Annotated in this window: 21 protein-coding genes and 1 riboswitch; all 21 genes read right to left on the bottom strand. The window is 57.7% G+C overall.

What is annotated here, in order from left to right; genetic code table 11:
* On the bottom strand, nucleotides 1-960 hold the full coding sequence (locus JW799_RS14935) for a dihydroorotate dehydrogenase (protein ID WP_080834706.1): 960 nt from the start codon (nucleotides 958-960) through the stop codon (nucleotides 1-3).
* Nucleotides 957-1508, bottom strand: a complete 552-nt coding sequence (locus JW799_RS14930; protein WP_240353294.1) for an iron-sulfur cluster-binding protein — start codon at nucleotides 1506-1508, stop codon at nucleotides 957-959. Before JW799_RS14930 ends, JW799_RS14935 begins: the two co-directional genes overlap by 4 nt.
* A 250-nt stretch (nucleotides 1509-1758) precedes the next feature.
* Nucleotides 1759-2550, bottom strand: a complete 792-nt coding sequence (locus JW799_RS14925; protein WP_080834708.1) for an ABC transporter permease — start codon at nucleotides 2548-2550, stop codon at nucleotides 1759-1761.
* Between the two features lie 21 nt (nucleotides 2551-2571).
* A complete protein-coding gene (locus JW799_RS14920; protein ID WP_205430487.1) occupies nucleotides 2572-3351 on the bottom strand; it encodes an ABC transporter permease in 780 nt (259 codons plus the stop codon).
* Nucleotides 3351-4343 (bottom strand): ABC transporter ATP-binding protein, encoded by a 993-nt coding sequence (locus JW799_RS14915; RefSeq protein ID WP_080834710.1) that lies wholly within the window; start codon nucleotides 4341-4343, stop codon nucleotides 3351-3353. Before JW799_RS14915 ends, JW799_RS14920 begins: the two co-directional genes overlap by 1 nt.
* Before the next feature lie 18 nt (nucleotides 4344-4361).
* Nucleotides 4362-5507 (bottom strand): nucleotidyltransferase domain-containing protein, encoded by a 1146-nt coding sequence (locus JW799_RS14910; protein ID WP_205430485.1) that lies wholly within the window; start codon nucleotides 5505-5507, stop codon nucleotides 4362-4364.
* The gene (locus JW799_RS30425) at nucleotides 5500-6210 is read right to left on the bottom strand and encodes an alpha-amylase family glycosyl hydrolase (RefSeq protein ID WP_205430483.1); all 711 of its coding nucleotides are present in this window, start codon (nucleotides 6208-6210) and stop codon (nucleotides 5500-5502) included. The genes JW799_RS14910 and JW799_RS30425 overlap by 8 nt, the downstream gene beginning before the upstream one ends.
* Nucleotides 6111-7508, bottom strand: coding sequence for an alpha-amylase family glycosyl hydrolase (locus JW799_RS14900; RefSeq protein ID WP_205430482.1), 1398 nt, complete (start codon nucleotides 7506-7508; stop codon nucleotides 6111-6113). The genes JW799_RS30425 and JW799_RS14900 overlap by 100 nt, the downstream gene beginning before the upstream one ends.
* Nucleotides 7509-7524: 16 nt before the next feature.
* Nucleotides 7525-8175 (bottom strand): hypothetical protein, encoded by a 651-nt coding sequence (locus tag JW799_RS14895; RefSeq protein WP_080834715.1) that lies wholly within the window; start codon nucleotides 8173-8175, stop codon nucleotides 7525-7527.
* On the bottom strand, nucleotides 8172-8795 hold the full coding sequence (gene tmk, locus JW799_RS14890) for a dTMP kinase (protein ID WP_205430481.1): 624 nt from the start codon (nucleotides 8793-8795) through the stop codon (nucleotides 8172-8174). The genes JW799_RS14895 and tmk overlap by 4 nt, the downstream gene beginning before the upstream one ends.
* Nucleotides 8792-9484, bottom strand: a complete 693-nt coding sequence (locus JW799_RS14885; RefSeq protein ID WP_205430480.1) for an SDR family NAD(P)-dependent oxidoreductase — start codon at nucleotides 9482-9484, stop codon at nucleotides 8792-8794. Before JW799_RS14885 ends, tmk begins: the two co-directional genes overlap by 4 nt.
* Before the next feature lie 13 nt (nucleotides 9485-9497).
* Nucleotides 9498-10154 carry a GTP cyclohydrolase II gene (locus JW799_RS14880; RefSeq protein ID WP_205430479.1) on the bottom strand — a complete coding sequence of 219 codons (657 nt, stop codon included), beginning with the start codon at nucleotides 10152-10154 and terminating at the stop codon, nucleotides 9498-9500.
* 221 nt (nucleotides 10155-10375) lie between these two features.
* Nucleotides 10376-10561 carry a hypothetical protein gene (locus JW799_RS14875; RefSeq protein WP_080834722.1) on the bottom strand — a complete coding sequence of 62 codons (186 nt, stop codon included), beginning with the start codon at nucleotides 10559-10561 and terminating at the stop codon, nucleotides 10376-10378.
* An 81-nt stretch (nucleotides 10562-10642) separates the two neighbouring features.
* The gene (locus JW799_RS14870) at nucleotides 10643-11875 is read right to left on the bottom strand and encodes an allantoate amidohydrolase (protein WP_205430478.1); all 1233 of its coding nucleotides are present in this window, start codon (nucleotides 11873-11875) and stop codon (nucleotides 10643-10645) included.
* A gap of 151 nt (nucleotides 11876-12026) precedes the next feature.
* Complete coding sequence (locus JW799_RS14865) at nucleotides 12027-12569, bottom strand: CYTH domain-containing protein (protein ID WP_080834726.1); 543 nt, start codon at nucleotides 12567-12569, stop codon at nucleotides 12027-12029.
* Between the two features lie 181 nt (nucleotides 12570-12750).
* The gene (locus tag JW799_RS14860; RefSeq protein WP_205430477.1) at nucleotides 12751-13740 is read right to left on the bottom strand and encodes a ketoacyl-ACP synthase III; all 990 of its coding nucleotides are present in this window, start codon (nucleotides 13738-13740) and stop codon (nucleotides 12751-12753) included.
* Nucleotides 13741-13774: 34 nt separating this feature from the next.
* Nucleotides 13775-14116, bottom strand: coding sequence for a hypothetical protein (locus JW799_RS14855; RefSeq protein ID WP_205430475.1), 342 nt, complete (start codon nucleotides 14114-14116; stop codon nucleotides 13775-13777).
* 67 nt (nucleotides 14117-14183) lie between these two features.
* Nucleotides 14184-15809: a thiamine pyrophosphate-binding protein gene (locus JW799_RS14850; RefSeq protein WP_205430473.1), complete on the bottom strand. Its 1626-nt coding sequence runs from the start codon at nucleotides 15807-15809 to the stop codon at nucleotides 14184-14186.
* Nucleotides 15810-15828: 19 nt separating this feature from the next.
* A complete protein-coding gene (locus JW799_RS14845; RefSeq protein WP_205430472.1) occupies nucleotides 15829-16266 on the bottom strand; it encodes a GAF domain-containing protein in 438 nt (145 codons plus the stop codon).
* 23 nt (nucleotides 16267-16289) lie between these two features.
* Complete coding sequence (locus tag JW799_RS14840) at nucleotides 16290-17579, bottom strand: methyl-accepting chemotaxis protein (RefSeq protein ID WP_205430471.1); 1290 nt, start codon at nucleotides 17577-17579, stop codon at nucleotides 16290-16292.
* Between the two features lie 220 nt (nucleotides 17580-17799).
* Nucleotides 17800-17881: riboswitch (cyclic di-GMP riboswitch) on the bottom strand.
* 309 nt (nucleotides 17882-18190) lie between these two features.
* Nucleotides 18191-21211: an endonuclease gene (locus tag JW799_RS14835; RefSeq protein ID WP_205430470.1), complete on the bottom strand. Its 3021-nt coding sequence runs from the start codon at nucleotides 21209-21211 to the stop codon at nucleotides 18191-18193.
* Between the last annotated feature and the right edge of the window lie 107 nt (nucleotides 21212-21318).

The following is a 21318-nucleotide window of genomic DNA, read 5'->3' as shown; positions in this document are numbered from 1 at the left end:
TCAATAATAATGAATTTGCGACGGATCCGTGCCGCCGGTTTCGACTTTTCCGACAATTTCGTTTATATCTATTATTCGGTGTTTTTGCATATAATTTTTAATCTCGCGAATAATGTTCAGCATGGCGGACGGATCGACGAAGCTTGCCGTCCCGACTTGAACGGCGCTGGCCCCGGCCAGCATCATTTCGATGGCATCCGCGCCGCTCATCACCCCTCCGCAGCCGATAATCGGAAGCCCGGAAACTTGCCGGACCTGGTAAATCATGCGCACGATGATCGGTTTGACCGCGGGTCCCGACAGCCCGCCCATCCGATTGCCGATTTTCGGCTTCCGCGTATCGATGTCGATCGCCATCGCCAGCAGCGTATTCGCCACGGTAAGGCCGTCCGCTCCGCCCTCCTCCGCCGCAAGGGCAATCTCTTCGATGCTGGTCACATTCGGGGTCAACTTCGCGATGACCGGCTTGTCGGTCGCTTCCTTTACCCGGCATACGACCTCCCGGGTCGTTTCCGGGTCCATGCCGAATGCGCGGCCGTCCCCTTTGAGGTTAGGGCAAGAAATATTCAGCTCCAACGCCGCCACGGATTCCACGCGGCCGATCGTCTCGGCCATTTCCGCAAATTCGGCGACGGAGTCGGCCGAAATGCTCGAAATCAGCGGAACGTCGAATTTTCGGTAATAAGGGAGCGTTTCGGATAAATAATGATCGATTCCCGGGCTTTGAATGCCGATCGAATTGATCATTCCGGCCGAAACCTCGCAAACCCGGGGCGTCGCATTCCCCTTTCGCGGGTACTTCGTAATGCTTTTGGGAACGACCGCGGCGAGCGCGTTGAAATCGATGACGCTTTCCATGCCTTCTCCGAAGGCCCCCGAGGCCGGCATAACCGGATTTTGCAGCGCGAGCCCGCCGATATTCACTCCCAGGCGCAACGGCTCGACGAACGGATCGCTCATGCAAGCACCACCTGCTCCAAAGGAAAAACCGGACCTTCCTTGCAAATCCGAACCGTCCGGAACGCGCCGCCGGAATCCCTGATTTCGCAAACGCACGCAAAACAAACGCCCATCGCGCAGCTCATATTTTCCTCCAACGCAATTTCCGCGAACAGCCGCTTTTCGGCGGCAACCTCCTGCAAAAGCCTGGAAAGCCTTCTGGATCCGCACGTGTAGGCAGCCTCGATCCGATGCTTTTCGATCAAATCCTCCATTTGCGCCCTTACGTTCGCCACATCGCTGCTGCCGTCATCGTCCGTTACGATATGCACCTCCGCCCCGTAACTTCGCAGCATTTCTTCCGCCAGCACGTCGCCTCGGGTTTTGGCGCTGAGAATCGTGATGCAGGCGATCCCCCGCTCCGCCGCTTTCTGGGCAAGCGCGGACAACGTCGCAACGCCGACGCCGCGGGCCAGCAAAAGAATCGCGCCGCCGCCGCTCCGCAAATCGAAGCCCTTGCCGAGCGGCCCGAAAACGTCCAGCATTTCGCCCGGCTTCGTCCGGGCCAATCGTTCCGTGCCCGCCCTTTGACCAGGTAGAGGAACTCGAGCGTCCGGCTTCGCTTGTCGATTCTGAACAGGCTGAACGGCCGGCGCAGAAGCGGAATATAAGTCTCGGAGCACCGGATATTGAAAAACTGGCCGGGCCTCGCCTCCTCCCGCAAAGCCGATGCGTCGACGATCATATGCCAATACCGGGAATTGACCGGTTCGTTGGTCAATACCTGCAATTTGGATAAAGTCATAAGGTCTCCTCGCATTAATTTCCCGAGCTTGCATAGCGGTTTACGCCCAGCCGCCAAATCCGCGAAGCGACCAGCAAAGAGATCAAGGCCACGACAGGAGACAGGTACGGGATGAAGGCGTCCCCGTCTTTCCCCAGCAAGACAAGGGAGGGATAGTAATTCATGAACGCTACCGGCACGAAACCGGTAACGAAAACCCGAAACCACGAGCCGAAAATGTCGACCGGATATTGCTGCACCAAAGAATTCAGTCGCCAGATCACGGACGTCGCGGTCAACGAACGCTTCGTCCAGAAGGCCAGGCTTGCGATCGTCCAGAAGACGGCCACCTCGATTCCCGTTCCGGAAACGACCGCCAGCCCGAAATACAGCCAGTCGAATACGCTCCAGTCCAGATCCAGCTTCGCGTACGCGATCGAGAGGCCGGCGATGCCGACCGCGGCGTCGCCGGCTCCCAGATACTGCACTTCCCGGCCGAGCAGCTGCAGCAGCGGACTGACCGGACGGATCAAAAACTGGTCGAAGGTGCCTTTCAGCAAGTACGTTTCCATCGAGTTGAAATGCCAGAAAAACAGGCTGTACAGGCTGTGGCCCAGAATCCACAGGCTGTACAGGAACAGCAGCTCCCAGACGGACCAGCCGTTCAGATGGACGAAACGGGTGACGATAATGCCGATCAAGCCGATATTGACGGCGTTAAAAATGACGATTCCGGCGATTCCCGCCAGAAAGTCGGAACGATACTGCAGGCGGGACTGCATGGAGATGCGGATCATCCTGGCGTAAATCCGAAAATGAAACGCCATGCGCTTAACCTCCTTGAACGATCAGTCGGGACTGTACCCGATTCCACGCAAGCCTGCATGCGGCCAGCAGCAGCAAGGCCCAGCCGGCTTGAAGCAGAATGCCTCCAGCGCCGCCGCCCCGTCCGCCTTTCCGATGTAAATGGTGATGGGAATATAGTAAATGCTCTGGAACGGCAAACAGCGGGCAACCGCCTCAAGGAAGTCCGGAAACAGCCAGAAGGGCACCATTTGCCCGGCGAAAAACCGAAGCAACGCGTTGTATGCCCAACTGACGCTGCCGATATCGAGCGTCAAAACGGCCGCCGTGCCGACGAGAAAGTTCAAGGAAAATAAAACGAAATATCCCAGCAGAAGGCTGACGAGAAACAAGAGAAGGTTCCCGAAGCCGGGCGGAGGCTGCAATCCGAGAAATGCGGCTCCGACGAGCAGAGAAGGCACGACCAGGGCGCAAAACCGAAACAGGGTTTCGCCGAAATTGCGGGCCAGCATATGAAAATGGAAATCGAGAGGCTTCGACAGATCCGTATCGATCGATCCCGTTTTAACCTGCTCGGCCATATACGTTTGCGGTCCGCGCCCGGGCGCGAAGACGGTTTCGAGCGCCATCCCCAGAATCCCGTACGCGATCATTTGCCGCAGGCTGACTCCGAAGGCTTGCGGACTCTGGGCATACAGGGTATTCCAGACCCAATGGACGCTGTACATCATCAGGCAAGCGGCGACGAGCTGCAGCCAAAAATCGAAACGGTAGACCGCCGTATTATGAAAGGCCTGCCGCGAAAACGACCGGAACAGCCTCATCAAATCACCCCGGATTTTGCGGTCCCGCTCCGATAAATTCGGCCGATCAGATCCTCGATCTCCGGCTCTTCGATCGTCAGGTCGACGACGGGATGACGGGCTCCGAGCTGCGCGATCAGCGCGGACGGAGACGTGGCGGAACGGTTAAAACGAAACCATTTTCGCCTCCCTTCGCTGCGGACCAGTTCGGCGTTCGGCACGTCAAAATCGGGAACCGGGTTCTCGAATTCGACGACGAGCGTCCGGCCCGTTCCGAATCGGCTTTTGATCCGGTCTACGCTGCCGTCGTAAATGACCTGTCCGCGATCGATGATCATAATCCGGGAACACAGCTTTTCGATATCGTCCATGTCGTGGGTCGTCAGCAGCACGGTCACTTTCCGCTCCCGGTTGATTTCCTTGATGAACGCGCGCAGCTTCTCCTTGGCGACGATATCGACGCCGATCGTAGGTTCGTCGAGGAACAGCAGGCTCGGGTCGTGCAGCAGCGCCGCCGCCAAATCGGCCTTCATCCGCTGCCCCAGGCTTAACTGGCGAACGGGCGTTTGCATAAATTCATCGAGCGCCAGCAACTCGGAAAACAGCTCCAGGTTTTGTTTGAACCGCCGCTCCGGAACTTTGTAAATATCCCGCAGCAATCGCAGGCTTTCAATGACGGGGACATCCCACCAAAGCTGCGTCTTTTGGCCGAAAACGACGCCGATCTGGCGGGCGTTGGCGATTCTGTCTTTGTACGGCACGATTCCGTTCACTTCGACAAGACCGCTCGTCGGCACGAGAATTCCGGTCAGCATTTTAACGGTGGTCGATTTCCCGGCTCCGTTCGGTCCGATAAAGCCGACCGTCTCTCCCTCTCCGATTTCGAAGCCGATATCGTCTACCGCCCGCTTCACCTCATGCTCCGCGCTTATCAAGCTCCGGAGGCCGGATAAAAACCCTTCCTTCCGGATATAGCGCTTGTATTCCTTCGTCAAATGCTCCGCCCGTATCATGCGCCACCCTTTTCCCGTTTACGTCCGGTCGGGATCGCCCATCTCAACGACTTTTAAAACCGCGCCGCGATGAAGGATCGGTTCCAGATAATCTTCATAAAACGAACTCAGGGCGAACGACGATCGCTCGGGATTGAACAGCCGGGCAATAAAATCCTGATTCCACTTCCCGATTTTGATTTTCGAATTTCTCGTAATCCAGCGATCGTGAATGGAGCGGGAGATGTCGGACAGGTAATCCTGGTTCCAGGTTTCATACAGGGCGTCCGGAACGATGTCGCCATAGATTTGCTGCCCGTGATGCAGCGTGTAGTACAGCGCTTTGTCCAGCTTCGTCGCGGCGGCCCGGTCGAAAAGGAGCGTCCAGTCGATGTCATGCGTTTGAATGAAGGACCGGATGTCGGAGTAGGCAAGCAGCTGCGCGTCTTTTCCGTCCAGAATATCCCGCAGCGATTGCGTATGCCAGTACAGGTGGCTGCATAAGTGGGTCAGAAAATCCTCGTTGCTCAGCCGGTAGACGGGAACGTCCCCGATCGTGTCCCGGGTCGCTCTTGCGACGACCTCCTCGATCGGGTAGGAGAAGTCGTCGAAGATCGTATTCAGCCGATGATGAACGTCGATGCTGAAGCTGACGACCGGTTTCGACGCCGATCGTTTTCTGAATTCGCCGTAATGCTGCAGCTCATGTTCGTATCCCTCCAGCCGCTCCTGTCCCAACGGCTTTTGTTCCCCGGTATCGCGGTCGAATTCGCTTTGGGTGTAATCCATCGCCTTCAGGACGCGAAAAACGCTGTCCGCGTCTTCCTTTCGCACGAGGATATCCATATCTCCGAAAGGTCGTAGCGCCGCATGGCGGTACACCGAAGCCGCCAGATAAACTCCCTTGAGGACGATCGCCCGGATCCCCCGCTCGTGAAAAGCCCGCAACACGGCGACGAACTCGTCCATCTTCTTTTCCCCGATAATTTGCTTTAATTGATAGTGGGACGCGAGCAGGAGCTTTACATGGCCGGCGACGGAATCGACGTTTTGAACGTGGTGATGCAGCAGGGGAAGCGTATTGTGCCTGTACGCCTGGTCCAGAATATAGGTCCAGTCGAGCGAAGACGCGCACATCCCCCGGATATCCGCTTCGTTCGGATGCAGCTTTGACGTTTCAATCAAAAATTTGTCCTCTATTCTCAAGCAAAACACCCCTTTCAGGTTGCCGCTTCGCGAAAACGAACGCGAAGTCGCGCGCTTGGAGCGCGAGGGCGGCCGGATTTTCCCGTTCGCAAGGATAGATCAAGCTTGTTCTTCTGTCCGCCGGGACGCAGGAAGACAAATCGACCGTTATCGGGTTGTCGGAAACGTTGGCAAAGAAATAAACTTCTTCGTCGCGGATCTCCCTTTTCAGGGCCAATATGCGGCTGGCGGCCAGCTCTTCCAGAAAGACGGCGTTCCCCTCCCGAAGCGGACGATATTGCTTTCGCAGCGCGATCAGCCGGGCGAAACGGCTTTTTATCCCTTCATCGTGCAGGGGGCCGTCCCAGATCATGCATCTTCGATTGTCGGGATCGGCGCCGCCTTCGAGGCCGATTTCGTCGCCATAGTAAATGAGCGGCACTCCCGGATAAGCGAACAGGAACGCATAAGCCTGCGAATATACCGCCTTGTTTCCGCCGACGGCCGACAAAAAGCGAACCGTATCGTGCGAGCTCAACAGGTTGACCTGCGCAAGCAAATGGGGAAACGGATATTCGAACAGTTGCCGTTTCAGGTTTTCGATCAAGACTTCAAGCGGGATTGCGCGCTTTGCAAAAAAATCGGTGGCGGCCCCCCAGAAAACATAATTGGTAACGCCGTCGAACTCATCCCCCGAAGCCACGGCTCACCCGACTCCCATACTTCCCCGATCAGGCAGGCTTCCGGATTGACGGCTTTGACGACAGACCGCATTTCCTTGCAAAATGCGTGCGGAATATCCTTGACCGTATCCACCCGAAAGCCTGAAATCCCTTGGCGCAGCCAGTAGGCGGTCGCTTCCTGCAAATAAGCTTTCGTATCCGGATTATCCAGATTCAGCTTCGGCATATGCTTGTAATCGAACCAACAGGAATAATCGGGATTAGGCTTAACGACAACGGGATATTTTTCGATATAATACCAATCGGCAAAACGGGAGCGCTCCCCCTTCTCCATGACGTCTTGAAAAGCGAAAAATTCGGTGCTCGTGTGGTTGTAGACCATGTCAAGAACGATCCGCATCCGCCTTTTGCGGGCTTCGGCAACCAATTGCCGCCACAGGTTTTCATCGCCGAGACGGGGCGCGATCCGGTAAAAATCCGAAATATCGTACCCGTGATTGGAAGGGGATGCAAAAACGGGATTGAGATAGAGAGTGTCGACGCCAAGCCCGGACAAATAATCGAGCCGGTCGATCACTCCTTGAAGGTCGCCGCCGAAATAATTCGTCAACGTCGGCCTTTCTCCCCACCTCTCCGTTTGCTCCGGATCGTTCTCAAGATTTCCGTTGGCGAAGCGGTCGGGAAAGATGTGATAAAAAACCGCCCGGGTCAACCAGGCCGGCACCCGGGAACTTCCAAGCCGCCCGGGATCGTAGACGTACCGTTTGTCCGGCTCGGGCTTCCTTGAGGAGACGCCGTCGGCCACCGCATATTTCTCGCCGTCCAACAGGAAATAATACGTAAACGCCGACCGTGCGACCGCTTCATCGCGCAATCGAAAAAGGTAATAGCTCCACTCTTCGTCCGCAAGAAAGGCGGTCGTCTCATAGGCCGCCGTTTCGTTGGCGACAAGACGCAGCGAAGCCGGACAGCCGCCGGAGCTTGCGATTTTCACCTTGAAGACGACTTCCCCGTTCGCCCATCGATCCAGCCGATGAACGACATCGGGAGGCCTCCGTCCCAGACGCAATACGGAATTGTAGGCGCCGTATTCGTTCCTTTCCTTGTGCCGGTTGTCCGGGTCCGTGTAATACTCGCTTTCGTCCGTCATGAATAAATACGGATAGTCGCCGTCCTGCAAATACAACACTTTCACGAACGTATTGCCGTCCGTCTTCTTCATTTGCCCCTTTTCCGGATCCCATTGGTTAAACGACCCGATCAGGCAGACGCGATCCGTTTCCTTCGGCGGTTTGAACGTGAACGTTGCTTGGTTCATTTTTAGCCCTCGCTTGCTACCGGCTGTCGGCTTCGACCAATGGCGAGATCGCTTTCGTCAAATGCTCGAGCTTGCGGACGAATTTATGCTGCGCGCCGTGCGCATGCCTGAGTATTTTCGTTTCCGGATCGATGACCCTGGAAAAGGGAAGCACGGCGCCGCTGCGGATGATTAACGACAAGGTCAATTCTTCGCTGGGGAGGACCCGATGAAAGGAACCGGCGGGAAAGTAGTAAACGTCGCCCGCCCGCATCAGCGTTTTTTCCGTAAGCTCAAGCTCGACTTGATCTCCCACCGTTTTTTTGACTTCGTATTTTTCGTGGGTATAGCTGCCGCACAGGATGGCCGAGCAAAAATGAAACCGGTGATCGTGGATGCTTTCGAAGGGCCACTTGTTTTCCGGCCAATAATGCAGTCTCATGCGAGGACCGTTCCATTCCGATTTCCAAATGACGTATTTTTCGAAGCCCAACGGATGAAGCTCCATGAGCGACGCGAGGTCGCCCACCGTTTCCGGGTCGCCGGTTTCGACCAGCTCGTCGAGCCACCCGCGAACCACGCGCAAATCGATCCGCTCCCTCACCCATTCGCACAAAAGCTCCCGCTTTTCGGGCTTTTCCAATGCCTCCGTACGGGCAACGCCTTCCATGAACGCGTTCAATTTCATCTTTGCATCACTCCCGCCTCGCGAATTTGACCAAGCCGCTGCGCGATTTCCGAATGGATTTCTTCCGGCCGCTTCGATGCGTCGACGATAAGCGAATCCTGCGGAAGCACCGCGTAAAAGTTCGAGCGGATTTTCTTGAACGTTTCGCTCCCGCGCTCTTCGTACTTCATGTTTTCCTTGCCGTCCCGGCTCATCACCCGCTGCAAGGAAACTTCCGGCTCGAGATCCAGGAAAACCGTCAAATCCGGCATTCGAATGTCGCCGTAAAGCCGCTGCAAGTAGGAATAATCCAGCCCCCGAGCCAAAAACACCGAATACGAGCTGAAAATATACCGATCCGAAATCACATGGACGCCTTCCCGCAACGCCGGTTCGATCTCCGCGGACATCTGCCACAAACGGTCGGCCGCGGAAAGCAGCGCGATCGCTTTAATGTCGGGACACTTGCCGTCGTCCAGGTAATCGCGAACCCTGGGGTCCTTGCGATAATAGTCCGTCGGCTGCCGGGTCACCAAGGTCCTTTCGCCGCTTTGCTTGAACCAGCGGTCCAGCAATTGGATTTGCGTCGTTTTACCCGCTCCGTCCAGCCCGCAAATTGCGATCAACAGCCCGTTCGTCATGTCATTCCTCCGTTCACTTCGATCGTCGTTCCCCATAAATAGGATGATTTGTCGCTGAGCAAAAAATCGATGACATTCGCTACCTCCTCCGGGGTGCCGATCGTTTTGGCCAACGTTCGCTGGATATGGAACTGTTTTCTTTCGGGCGATTGAACGTCGGACATGGACGTCTCGATAATTCCCGGAAGCACCGTGTTCACTCTTATCCTTCGCTCTGCCAACGACACGCTGAAGCTTTTGGCCAATCCGAGCAGCGCCGCTTTCGAGGATGCGTACGCGGGGTCCCGGCTGCCGGACTTGGCGGCGGTAGACGAGGTAATCACGATATTGCGCAAGGACGTCGTTTCGCAAGCCAGGATGGCCTGTACGATCCGGAACAGCGAATCCACGTTGACGGCGTGCACCTTTTCCCACAGTTCGGGCGGATAGGAGCCTAGAGGAAGGTTCGGATACACGCCGGCCAAATGAACGACGGCCTCCACGTCGGCAAGCCATTCTTCGCGCGCCCGTTTCAGGCAATCGCCAAGCTGCGCCGGATCGGACAGGTCGCATAAATGCAGCTCGATGTCCCGGGCGGCGGCGGAAGGCTGCCGGTCCAAACCGATGATTCGGTTTTCCCTCGGGTTCAGGGAGGAGATTAAAGCCGCGGCGATATCGCCGCTGGCGCCGGTAATCAAAATCGTCTTCAAACTCCCTCCTCCCTTAGAGCACGGCCCTCAACAGATCCTGCTCGGGGTCGTTCGCTTTCACTTTTAAATAAGTTTTCACTTCCTCCAGGTTGCCGTCATAAATGAGCGAGCATCTTTCGCTCACCCGGATTCCCGCGTTTTTGAGGGCATCCGCTTTCTTCTTGTTATTGCCGAGCATTACGACCTCCTTTACGCCGAAATACCGCAGAATCGTCACCGCCGCCCGAAAGTCCCGGCGGTCTTCCGAACCCAAACCCATTCGAATATAAGCGTCCGACGAGCGGACCCCCCGGTCCATCAAATTATAGGACTCCAGCTTGGCCGCCAGGCCGAAGCCCCTTCCTTCATGGGAAGCGTGGTACGTGATAATGCCCTTCCCTTGCCGGGCGATCAGCTCCATCGCGGTATCGAGCTGCCATTTGCAATCGCAGCGCATGCAATGAAAGGCTTCGCTCGTGATGCAGGCCGAGTTCAGGCGGTAATGAACGGGTCCCGCCAATTCCTTCTCATCGCCGTACACCAGCGCCAAATGCTCCGCGGCGCTTCCGTTCTCGAATTCGTTTGCGATCGAAAAGCAGTACAGGGAGAACGGGCCGTATTCCGTCTTCAAAATTCCTTTGGTCACGCTTCGGATGCTCGTATAGTTTTGCGTTTCCGGCCTTCCTTTCATGGAAATCACTCCTAACGTTAGGTAATCTAACTAATTTCAATCATAAAGGAATGCTTTCCCGGGCGTCATTGTCGGCAGCCACAAATATAAATGGAAAAAAATATCTTTAAATCCAGTAGACTTTACGCGACAGAAGACAAAAAGGGGCGTCCCTCGGGTCAATTTCGACCTTTGGGACAGCCCCTTCGGTTTTCGTATCGGCAGCCCTGAACCGGGTTCGGTTAATTGATCCCGGTATTGATTCCGAACTGCTTTTTGAATTCATCAAAGTCAATGTCAAGCAATTTGCAGTATTGGTCCAGTTCCTCGAAAAAATTGACGCCGCTCGGCTTGTCCCTGGACTCGTAATAAAAGTTGACCAGCTCGAACAGGTTGAAAAGGACCTTCACTTTTTCATTTTTTTCCATTCGTCTCTCTCCTTGTTCTATAATTTATCATTATACTTCAACCTTGAAGGATTGTTCAGATGCCTTTGCCATTCTTTTTCATCAGGAGGAGCACGCCCATTTTCGCACCGCCAGCTCCAGCAACGAAGCGCCGGAAACGATCTGCTCCGCCGAGGTATATTCGTCCCGGCAATGGCTGATGCCCGCATGGGAAGGAACGAACACAAGCCCGGTCGGACACAGCCGCGCCATGTTCATCGCGTCGTGGCCCGCGCCGCTTGTCATCCGCAGATAGGAAACCCCCTCCCGCTCGCACAGACGGCACAGAGACTCCGTCGTTTCGCCGTCCAGCGCCGTCGGAAGCTCGTCGCTCAATTCCTTAACCGTTATTGCGAGTCCTCTCGTTTTTTCGATCTTTCGGATCACTTCAAACAAGCGTTCGGACACCCTGCTTTTCGATTCGACGGACGTGCCTCGTATTTCGAGCTTCAACTCCGCCGTATCGGGGATGACGTTCATCGCGCCCGGCTTGACCTCGCACGCTCCGACCGTCGCCACGGTGCCGTAGGCGACGTCCGTTTTCGCCGCCGCTTCGAGCCCGAGCGAAATTTCGGCCGCGCCAAGGAACGCGTCCCGGCGGCCGTTCATAGGAGTCGTCCCGGAATGCGAGGCGCGTCCCCATACGGTTACCTCATATCGCGTTGGAGCCGCGATTCCGGTGACGATGCCGATCGGCTTTCCTTCATTTTCCAGGATCGGCCCCTGCTCGATATGCAGCTCGAAAAACGCCTTAATCTCCTCTTTGCCGCGGGCGCATCGCCCGATGCCGTCGAAATCGAGCCCGCATTGCGAAATTGCCTCGGCCAGCGTAAGCCCGGCCCGATCCTTCAAGACGGCGAGCGACGATTTGTCCAGCAAGCCGGCCATCGCCTTGCTCCCGATCGTGGACACGCCGAACCTGGAGGACTCCTCGCAGGCGAACACGATGATTTCGACGGGATGATCCGTCGTCAAGCGGCGATCGTTCAGGCTGCGGACGACTTCAAGCGCCGCCGCGACCCCCAGGACGCCGTCGTATCGGCCGCCCCGAACGACCGTGTCCAGGTGGGAGCCCATGGCCACGACCGGCAATTCCGGATGACGACCTTCCCTGCGGGCGATCAAATTCCCGCACGGGTCGTATCGGACCGTCATCCCTTCCCGCTCGCAAAGCCCGGAAAAATACGCGACGGCTTGCCGTTCGACGGGGGAGTAGGCCAGACGGGTCATTCCCGCGTCCGCATAACCGAAGCGATTGAGGTTATTTAACGTTCTGACCAGGCGCGCAGCATCCACTCCGTCGTTCCCTCCCGGCAATTCGGATCGCCTGCATGCGTCGATTCAACCGACTTTCTTCATTGTAATGCAATCTTTTTGCAGATACTTTGTCTCTTCAGACAAAAAAAAGAAGCGGACGTTATCCGTTCCCCCGTCCTTGCTTCCCGGATTAGCGTTTTTCGCGCATTTTCCCCGGCGCTTCGGGTATCGGCCGGCCTGCCCCTTCCTGAAGCTTTTTCCATACCGTCTTGTTGCTGTATTTTTTCTCCAAACTGATGTCGGGTCCGAACCATTCCGGCGCCGCAAAGCCGATCGCTTCCTCTTCGGTCGCGAATTCGACCTCCAGGACGGAAAGCTCCAATTGATCGTAAATGTCGATTTCGACGATTCGGTCGTCCCACTCGGCCGTAAGCCTCGTCTTCGTCAGAGGAATAAAGCCGAAAGCGGCGATCAGCTGCGAATAAAGGCCTTCGGAAATCGAATATTCCACTTCTTCCCGGGACAGGCCGTTTCCGTTCTTGAACGTATGCGTATACGCGATTTGCCCCGTCGTCAAATCCGTGATCCGGCGAACCCGAATTTCCTGCGCTTCGTCCAGCGCCAAATAGGTTTGCTCGATCCGCTGCTTCGACCGGACCCGAATCGCGCCTTGCCCGGCCAGCTTGTCCGGCGCTTCCGCCAGCAAAAACTTCCGCTCGATTTCCAGCGACATGTTGCAGACTCCTTATTTTGAATTCGATGAAATGGATCGGCTCTATTATAACAGGTCGAAAAGGGCTTCGCATTCGCGGCGAAGGAGCGCGAGGTCCTTGCAAGCCGCCAAAACAGCAGCTTGATTGGAATTACAAAAAGCCCGGGGTCGCCCCCGGGCTTCGACATTCACAAGTCTCGGTTCAATACTGCATCAGCATCGATACGTTTTGCCAGCCCGCGCCTACCGTCCAAAACACGAGATAGTCGCCCCGGCTGATTCTGCCTGCCTTCAACGCCTCGTACAGCGCCACGAACGGGCTGTTGGCGGCCGTATAGCCATACACGTCGCCGATATAGGTGACCTTGTCCTCTTCGATGCCGAGCCGCTCCGTCACCAGCTTCACGTTGCCGAGCGAAAATTGCGAGAACAGATAGCCCCCTACGTCCTCCTTGGCGATGCCGTTGCGATCGAGCAAAATCCGCAGCGAATCGACCGCGGAATCGACGCAAACCGAATCGTCGAACGGAGTAAACTTGACCTGCGCGTCTTTGGCCGTAAGTTCCTCCCGGTACAAATTGGAGAGCCCGCGCGCGGGGAACAGCGAGTTGTCGATGACGGACGTGTCGGTTTGGTAAACGGAATCGATGAAGCCGCGCGTCCCCTCCGCGGCCTCCAGGATGACGGCGGCTGCCGAATCCGCGAAATTGGAGTGATAGACCGGCTCCTCCGGAGTATGCGCGGAAAAGTGGTCGGCGCCGACGATCAGCGCGCGCTCGATGCGGGGGTTGCCCATCATGTAGCGGCTCGCCTGCTCCACGCCGACGAGCATGCCTGCGCAATTCGCGTTGATGTCGTAGCAGATCGTGTTCAGGTCTCCCCCCAGCGCGCTGTGCAGCTTGAGCGCGTTGCTGGGCAGCAAATATTCGGGCGTCTGGGAAGTGAAGATGATGAGGTCCAGATCGCGGGCGGACAGCCCTGCGCCTTGCAGGGCGCTTTTGGCCGCTTCGACCGCCATCGTCAGCGAGTTTTCCGCCGGATTGTCGATGACGAACCTCTTGTTCCGGCCGAGCGCCCGGAGCAGCCCCGCAACCTCGGTTCCTTTTTGCCTGAAGCGTTCAATATAATATTCGTTGTCCACTTCGTTGGACGGATGATAAACCCGAACTTCGCGAATTCGAACGGCTCCCATCGGCTCCACTCCTTCTCTCTATTCGATTTGTCGTTTAAACCTCGATAATTTCCCAATTGGCCAATTGGACCGAGCGGGCGATGCGCGACAGCTGCATTTTCAGGATCGGGTTTTTGGCGAGCCGCAGCGTCACCTTTTTAAAGCCGTCCCTTTTGTACATTTGGAAGCAGCCCTCCAAAATCGGCAGCGCATCGGGAGCGCTGACATTAAGCTTTGTGCAATCGATCTCGATGTCGTACTCCGGAACGGAAATCGCGGAAATGCTCTGTTGATAGGCTTCCACCGACTTCATTCCGTCCTCCGGCGTGAAGGTGCCCTCCACCTCCGCTTTCATCACTTTGTTCGCGTGATCCATTTCGATGTTAAAGCTTCCCATGACGTTTTCCCTCCGCATGAAGTAAATGATCGTAAACTAAAACAAGTAAAAGGCCGGCGGCCCGACGTTACTTCACGAGCGCCTTCAGCCTGTCCAAAATCGGAGCCGGCTCGCTGCCGTCCGTCACGACTTCGATGACGCAGGGCCCGTCGAGCCCGCTTACGAAATCCGGAATGCCGCGCAAGTCCTCCAGCTTGTCCACCGCCATCGCCCGAACCCCGGCCGCCCGCATCATGTCGGCGATCGAGATCCGCTCCTGCTTGTAGTCGGGAATCGTCCGGTTATACAGGAATTTCTGCCCTCTCTCGACATACGACAGCATGGCGTTGTTGATGATGAAGTAGACGACCGGCAGCCGATACTCCTTGGCGGTAAAAATCTCCATGCCGTTCATGAAGAAGCAGCCGTCTCCCGCCAGCGCCGCCACCGGACGGCCCGGTTCGGCAGCGGCGAGTCCCGCCGCGCCGGCGATCGCCGACCCCATGGCTCCGTAATCCAGATTGATTTCGAAATCGCCGCCCGACGGAATTTCCAAATACTTCAGCACGAAATTCGTAAATTCTCCGATATCGCACGCGTAGCGCGTATTGGCCGGCATATAGCGGGGCAGCGCCTCGAGAAAAAGGCGGAGCGAAAGTCCGGTGTGATTTTGCGCGTACGGCTCGTTGACCGGCTCCGGCTTGCGATAAGGCGCCCGAGCGCCGCGGCAGTTGCCGATGAAGTAGGGCAGCACCTCCTTTAAATCCCCGCGAATCGCCGCATCGGTTTTGAACACCTTGCCGAGCTCCCTCGGGTCGCGGTCGACGTGGATCACCGTTCTTCCGGCCACGAGCGCCTCGTTGAAGTTGCAGGTGGAGGCTTCCCCGAGACTTGTCCCCAAAATAAGCACGCAGGAAGGGGAAGAAGAATTCACGTGCGCGAACGCCGCATCCGTGCTGGAAAAACCGTAATTGCCCAGGTTCAGCGGGAAATCCGCGGGCACGACTCCTTTGCCGGCGGGCGTCGTGATGATCGGCCATTGCAAGCGCTCGCTGAGCCGCATGATTTCCTCGCCGAAGCCCCGGCCCCCGCGGCCGACCATGATGAGGCCTTCCGCGGAACGGCCGATCAGCCCGGCCGCCCGTTCCAGATCGGCCGGATCGGGCCTTACCGCCTGCAGCTCGGCAAGATCGGCGGGCTCCGGCAGCGGCCATTCGGCCTCCGCCCGCTGCACGTCGATCGGGACAGAGAGATAAACCGGCCCGCACGGCGGCGTGAGCGCAATGCGAACCGCCTTGTCAAGCTCGGCGAGCACGTCGGCTTCGTTCAGCACGGTCGCGCTGTACTTCGTGACCGCTTGGACCATATGCTCGCCGTCCAGCTCCTGGATGGCTCCCTTGCCCATCTGCCAGCGGTTGATATAGCCCGCGACAATCAGCATCGGGGCCTTGGCTCGGCTCGCGTCGGCGATTCCGTTCATCATGTTGCTCACGCCGACCGCGCCGGCGCCCGCGCATACCGCAAGCTTGCCGGTAACGCTCGCGTAACGGGCCGCCATATAAGCGGCTCCGGCTTCGTTTTTGGTGATGATCGGCGCGATGCCGACATCGATCAGGGAGTCGTACAGCGGTCCGATAATTCCCGCCGGGATGCCGAACAGATACTCGACTTGGCTTGCTTTCAGATAGCGAAGTATGGCTTCCGCGATTTTCATCTGAGCCCACTCTCCTCCGTTAAGCTTGAAATATCTCTCTGTATCCTTCTACCAGCCGCTGCGCCTGACCGATCTCTTCTCCCGTGAATTCATGCAGCTCTCCGATGGACGCGACCAGGACGATGCTTTTGACGACCGCTTCCTCCGTTACCGGCAAAATCAAAATGCTGTCGATGCCGAATAGGAAAAACTCCGACGCCGACCGCGGATCGTTCTTGACATCCTGCACGGCAATCGGCCGGGGATCGCGGACGAGATCGGAAAGCAGCCGGTCGCGCTCGACGTAGACCGGGCTTTCCGCATGTACGCTTTTCCACTTTTCGACGCCGAGCTTGTCGGTTTTCGTCTTGAGGACGGGATGCAGGCGGCCTCCTTCGATCCGGTGGCAGGCGATGTCCCGCACGCCGGTCAATCGCTCGAGCTCTTCGAACAGCTCGCCAAGCCGCTCCAAATCCATTGCTTTTTCCCTCCTTCGTCTCGTCAATCCGCGAGCGAATCCAGCTCCTGCCGCAGCCGCTGGGCCTGCTCCTGCATTTGCCGCGCGGATTGAAGCGACTCTTCCATCGCGGCGAGCTGCTCGTCGGAGCAAACCGCGATCTCCTTCGTTCCCGCAAGCGACACTTCGGTAATCGACACCGTCTCGCGCACCGAGCTCAGGATCTGTTCCGCGCTGGCGCTGATTTCCTCCGTCACGCCCGACACTTCCTGCACCTTGAAGGACACGTTTTCCGTCAATGACGCGATTTCGCGGAACGATTGCCCCGCGACGCCCGCGAGCTCCGAACCGGACCGGACCTCGTCCAGCACCCGGCTCATCGCTTCCCGCGTCTCCCGCGAGCCGGCGCGGATATGCTCGACCGTCCTGGCGATCTCCTTGGTCGAGCTCGAAGACTGGTCCGCGAGCTTGCGGACCTCGTCCGCCACGACCGCGAAGCCGCGCCCGAATTCGCCCGCGCGCGCCGCCTCGATCGCCGCGTTCAGCGACAGGAGGTTGATCCTGGAGGCAATCTCGCCCATGATCGCCGTCACCCGGTCGATTTCCAGGGTGCGCCTGTCCATCTGCTCGACCGCCGCCGAGGAGGCCAGCGCCGCTTCGGTAATGTTCTGCATCTGCGCGACGGTCCGCTCGATCAGCTCCATGCCGCCGCTCGCCTTCTGCGCGACTTCGGACATCTCGTTCGCCAGTCCCTGCGACGATTCCGCGATGTGCTCCATCCCTTTGCTGACTTCTTCCAGCATGAACATGTTGCCCCGGGAGCTTTCGGCAATCGTTTCGCTGCCGCCGGCGATCTGCCGGATCGACTCCGAAATGCCGACGACCATGTCCGTGCAAAACTCCGTGTTGCTCGCCAGCGATTGCGAAGCCGCCGCCACTTCGTTCGTCAGCCCGCCGATGCGGGCCAGCACTTCGCGCAGCTGCCCGTTCTCCAAGGGCATTGATTCCGACGTTGCGAGAGCCGCGCTTTCGCCCTGCACCCCTGCGGTTAACGCTGCGGAAGCGCCGAAGACGCCGGCGCGGGCCGCCTTGCGAATGGCCGCATACGCGCAGAAGCTGCCCAGCAGCAAAAATAAAACGGCGAATCCGACGCTCAGCCAGGCGACCCTGGTTTTCAAGTCTTTTATGTAGGTTGCGTCCATTTCGATTCGCATGACCGACGCGGCCGTAAAATAGATCGCGAGGCCGAACGCGACGGAGAAAACCGCGATAAAGCCCGTCGCGGCCAGCGCCCATTTTCCGACCGTGCCCTTTTTCCAATGCCCAACGTTCAAGCGTTTCTCCTCCAGCAATCCGTTTTCGGCGTTCCTGCCGTTCCCGCCCGGAGGGCAGCGCCGAGTCCTTGTCTTCCGGGCGTTGGTCTCGTCTTCCCCGAACCACCTTCTTTCCGCGGCTGCGCGTTTTGCAGGAGTCGTCTTCTTCAGGGAAAAACAAAAAGGACTTTCTACTAAAAGAAAGCCCTGCCGCCCTCATGAAGACACAAAAGATCCATAAGTTGGCAGCCCGGCGATCATAGCAGAACCTTAGACCCGTAGCTTTGCGTCCCTGCCTTTCGACAGGTTTGCCGTTCACTTCTTCACTTTATGATTTCTTTAACTTCCTGTATGTATAGTTATCGGAATAATGCGAGTAAATTTGATAGAAATTTAGATTTATTTACAAAATTTTTTTCAAAATCTTCTACCGTACCGTTTATCCTATTATTGTAAGCGTAATCAAGCCTTGCCGGTCAACGTACCGATAGTTTCCGCCCCCGGTTCGTTCCTCCCTCGTTTTCATTCGCTCCCGGTCGCGCGTCACCGTCCGTCTCCTAAACGCAACAACCGGACGCGCCAGTCGGGCGGGCCCGGATGTTGGGGATGCGGTCGAAACGAAGAACTAACCTTTACTTGGTTACGGTCACGACAATCGTTTCGCCGGACGTCGTCCCGGCGGCGTTGATCAATTCGCCACGGTACTCGTAAGTTCCCGGCGCCCTGCCTTCAAGGCTCGTTACGGCGCTTTGCGCGCCCGGCGTCGAGGCGTTCAGAACCTGCGTATCGACCAGCGTGCCGTTTTCATACAGCCGGTATTCGCCGGCGTTCGTTCCCCACCACATGTTCATCGTCACCTTGTAGTTGCCGTCCCCGTCCCAGTTGTCTTGGGACAGCACCGGCTTGCCCGGATTGGCGTCGGTAACGGTCACGACATGTTCTCCGCACGTTGCCGTTCCGAAAACATTGATCAGTTCGCATGTGTACGCATACGTGCCGTTCGGCTTGCCGGCAATGTCAACGGCCGCTTTTTGCGCCGAGGGCGAAGCGTCCGCCAAGCTTTGCTCGCTGATCAGGACTCCGTTCTCGTACAGTTTGAAGACCGAGCCGTTGTTGCCCCACCACATATTCATCGTCACGGTGTAGCTGCCGTCCTTAAGACCGGTGTCGTGGCCGTTGTTGTCGGATAATACGGGCTTGCCCGGCGCTCCCGTCGCGAGCGGTTCGAAAACCGTCAACGTTACCGCATTGGAGACGACGGTTTGCCCGTTATAGACAACGTGAGCCGTTACCGACGCGCTTCCCGCCTGAACGCCGGTAATTTGTCCTTCCGGACTCACTTCGACCGCCGGTCCGTCGCTGACGTACGTGACAGACGCGGCGCTCAGATCCGCCGGCGTTCCGTCCGTCAACAACCCGGCGATCGACGTCTCGGCGGTGCCGCCGACCGGCAGCAGCGTCGGCGACGCCTCCAGCGTCACCTGGCCGAGCGGCGCCTGCGCCAGCGCGAAATCCTCAAGGCCGCGAGGCTTCAGCTGGTAAAGGCCCCGGAAGATGGCGGATACGCCCTTCACCGTGACGACTTGCCCTTCCTCGTAAGGAAATTCGCTCAGGCTGAGTCCGGTCCGGACATCCACCCGGACGTGGTTGCTGACCTCGCCTTTCACCGCATCGAACTCGAACGAGCCGGACGGGCTGGCGGTAATGATGTTGCGGATTTCGACGTTTTGCAGTTCGACCAGCTGCCCCTGGTTCGAATCGTCGATGCGGTCGACCGGAACGGCTTCGGGCAGCGGAGCGGTCCCCGTTTTTTCGATGGAAACCGGGGTCGTCAGCTCGAGCTCCGTATTGTACAGCACGAGCGGCGCCGTAATTTTGATCTTGTCGCCTTGATGAAAACCGGACTGCGTCTGGAACACGTAAATGCCGCCCGTGTCGTCTTGCAGATAAAACGCCTGGCCGCCGAAAGCTCCGGGCTCCGTCGTCACGACGCCCTCGACCGTAACGAGCGTTCCTTCCGGTTGGGTCCGGGCTTCCGCGATGGAAGTGAGTTCCGGAATCGGATTTTCCTCGTCCGGCAGCGGCTCGGCGGGCACGTTCGCGAGCGTGACGGTTTTCGTCAGCAGATTCGAGCCGTTTTGCCGGAGCCGGAGATTGGCCGAACCGCTCGTACCCGGCCGGATGCGGACGGTCAAATCCTTATAAGCCCGTCCTTCGTTATTGGCCGTCACGCTGAACGCCGTGCTGTACCCGTAGGCCGTCGGCCAGCTTCCGTCCGCGTTCTGGAATTGCGCCACCTGGGTTCCGCCGGTCAAATAGATGCCGGTACTGAAGCCGGACACCGTCGAGTTCGGAGCCAGATTGTCGATGACGACGCGGATTTGGAATTGCTCCGCGTTCGGCAGCTGGGCCTGGTGGACAAAGCTGTATACCGGCCGGATCGGACCGCCGTAGGAGCCGGGCTTGAACGTCGAACGGTCCCACCATTTGTAACCTGCTGCAGGCGCGGACCACGGCTCGGGCTTAGGCTCGGTCGACAGCTCCGGCTGCTCGAACGCGAACAGCTCGGTCGGCTCGTCCAGCTCGAGTCCCGGCACCTGATCCAGGCTGGTGTAGCTTTCCGGCTCGCCGAGCCAATCGATCAAATTGACGAGCAGCTCGCCGTCGTCCAGCTCCTTAAAGCCGTCGTACGTCGTTTTGGCCGCGCCCGTTTCCTCGCGCAAATATTTCGGCGTCGCGTCCTCGACCGGCGAAGAATCGCCGATGAAGGCCGCTTTGCCGGCGCCGACTTTCGATACGGCCACATACGGGCCTTCCGCCACGCCTCCGCCGTTATATACGCCCTGGTCGACGGCGTTGCCCCAGGCTTCGTCCGTTTCCGGAACGTAAACGATGCCTTTGGCCTTCGTCGGATCGATGATCGCCAGCGTCGACCCGGCATGCATCGCCACCGCCGATACGCCTTCGGTGATGCCGAACGCCTGGCTCGGCTCGACGATTTCGTTCGCCGCCACGTCGCCCAGCGCGTTATAGCGGAACCGAACGCCGAAGTTGTCCGCCAGCCAGTCCGAGCTGACGACGCCTTGCATCGCTTCCGAGGCCTTTTCCTCGTCGCTCATCCCCTGCGTCGGATCGGTCCAAGCCCCCCGGCGGTACCCGTTGATCGACTCCGAGCCGTCCCAGCGGTTTTTGTTGCGGTCGGCATTGTAATGGTCGCCGATAAAGAAGATGCTGCCGCCGTCTTCCACGTATTCCAGCATGGCGGCCTGTTCGCTTTGCTTGAACGGAATGTTCGGCTCCGCGATGACGAATACGTCATAGTCCGCCAAATCTTCGTAGACGATCGGGGTCGTCTTGCGCAGCTCCTTGACGTAATACCCATTGTCCGCCAGCGCGTTGGCAAAGTCGGAAAACCCGCCGTCGATGACCCAGTCGGCCGCTCCCGCCGTCTGCGCGTGCGTGTTGTCGAAGAGCACCTTTTTGCCGGCGTTCTCGTTGACGACTCTGGCCTCGATATAAGGCGCCGGATCGTCCGGCCCTTCCGCCTGCGCCGATTGAAAATAACCGCCGAATCCGAATTGGACCGGCAGCAAAAACGTCAGGGCCAGGACGATTTTCAACCAATGGTCTCTCCATCTCGCAAACGTGCTCATCATTTTCCTCCTCAATTGGATAAATTGCCATTTCGATCCTATTCTATCACTAGCAACTGCATTTTGTGGCAAATTTCTGTAAAATTTGTGTTAAAAAAACGATTTCC

This window comes from Cohnella algarum, assembly GCF_016937515.1.
Classification (GTDB): Bacteria; Bacillota; Bacilli; order Paenibacillales; family Paenibacillaceae; genus Cohnella; species Cohnella algarum.
This window is presented reverse-complemented; position numbering and strand designations above follow the sequence as displayed.

Bases quoted from the DNA above. Each gene is read 5' to 3' on its own strand.
- JW799_RS14850 (WP_205430473.1), bottom strand. From the start codon at position 15,809: ATGAAAATCGCGGAAGCCATACTTCGCTATCTGAAAGCAAGCCAAGTC.
- JW799_RS14860 (WP_205430477.1), bottom strand. From the start codon at position 13,740: ATGGGAGCCGTTCGAATTCGCGAAGTTCGGGTTTATCATCCGTCCAAC.
- JW799_RS14915 (WP_080834710.1), bottom strand. From the start codon at position 4,343: ATGATACGGGCGGAGCATTTGACGAAGGAATACAAGCGCTATATCCGG.
- JW799_RS14855 (WP_205430475.1), bottom strand. From the start codon at position 14,116: ATGGGAAGCTTTAACATCGAAATGGATCACGCGAACAAAGTGATGAAA.
- JW799_RS14900 (WP_205430482.1), bottom strand. From the start codon at position 7,508: ATGAACCAAGCAACGTTCACGTTCAAACCGCCGAAGGAAACGGATCGC.
- JW799_RS14925 (WP_080834708.1), bottom strand. From the start codon at position 2,550: ATGGCGTTTCATTTTCGGATTTACGCCAGGATGATCCGCATCTCCATG.
- JW799_RS14845 (WP_205430472.1), bottom strand. From the start codon at position 16,266: ATGGATTTGGAGCGGCTTGGCGAGCTGTTCGAAGAGCTCGAGCGATTG.
- tmk (WP_205430481.1), bottom strand. From the start codon at position 8,795: ATGACGAACGGGCTGTTGATCGCAATTTGCGGGCTGGACGGAGCGGGT.
- JW799_RS14880 (WP_205430479.1), bottom strand. From the start codon at position 10,154: ATGAAAGGAAGGCCGGAAACGCAAAACTATACGAGCATCCGAAGCGTG.
- JW799_RS14935 (WP_080834706.1), bottom strand. From the start codon at position 960: ATGAGCGATCCGTTCGTCGAGCCGTTGCGCCTGGGAGTGAATATCGGC.
- JW799_RS14835 (WP_205430470.1), bottom strand. From the start codon at position 21,211: ATGAGCACGTTTGCGAGATGGAGAGACCATTGGTTGAAAATCGTCCTG.
- JW799_RS14920 (WP_205430487.1), bottom strand. From the start codon at position 3,351: ATGAGGCTGTTCCGGTCGTTTTCGCGGCAGGCCTTTCATAATACGGCG.
- JW799_RS14865 (WP_080834726.1), bottom strand. From the start codon at position 12,569: ATGTCGCTGGAAATCGAGCGGAAGTTTTTGCTGGCGGAAGCGCCGGAC.
- JW799_RS14875 (WP_080834722.1), bottom strand. From the start codon at position 10,561: ATGGAAAAAAATGAAAAAGTGAAGGTCCTTTTCAACCTGTTCGAGCTG.
- JW799_RS14895 (WP_080834715.1), bottom strand. From the start codon at position 8,175: ATGAAATTGAACGCGTTCATGGAAGGCGTTGCCCGTACGGAGGCATTG.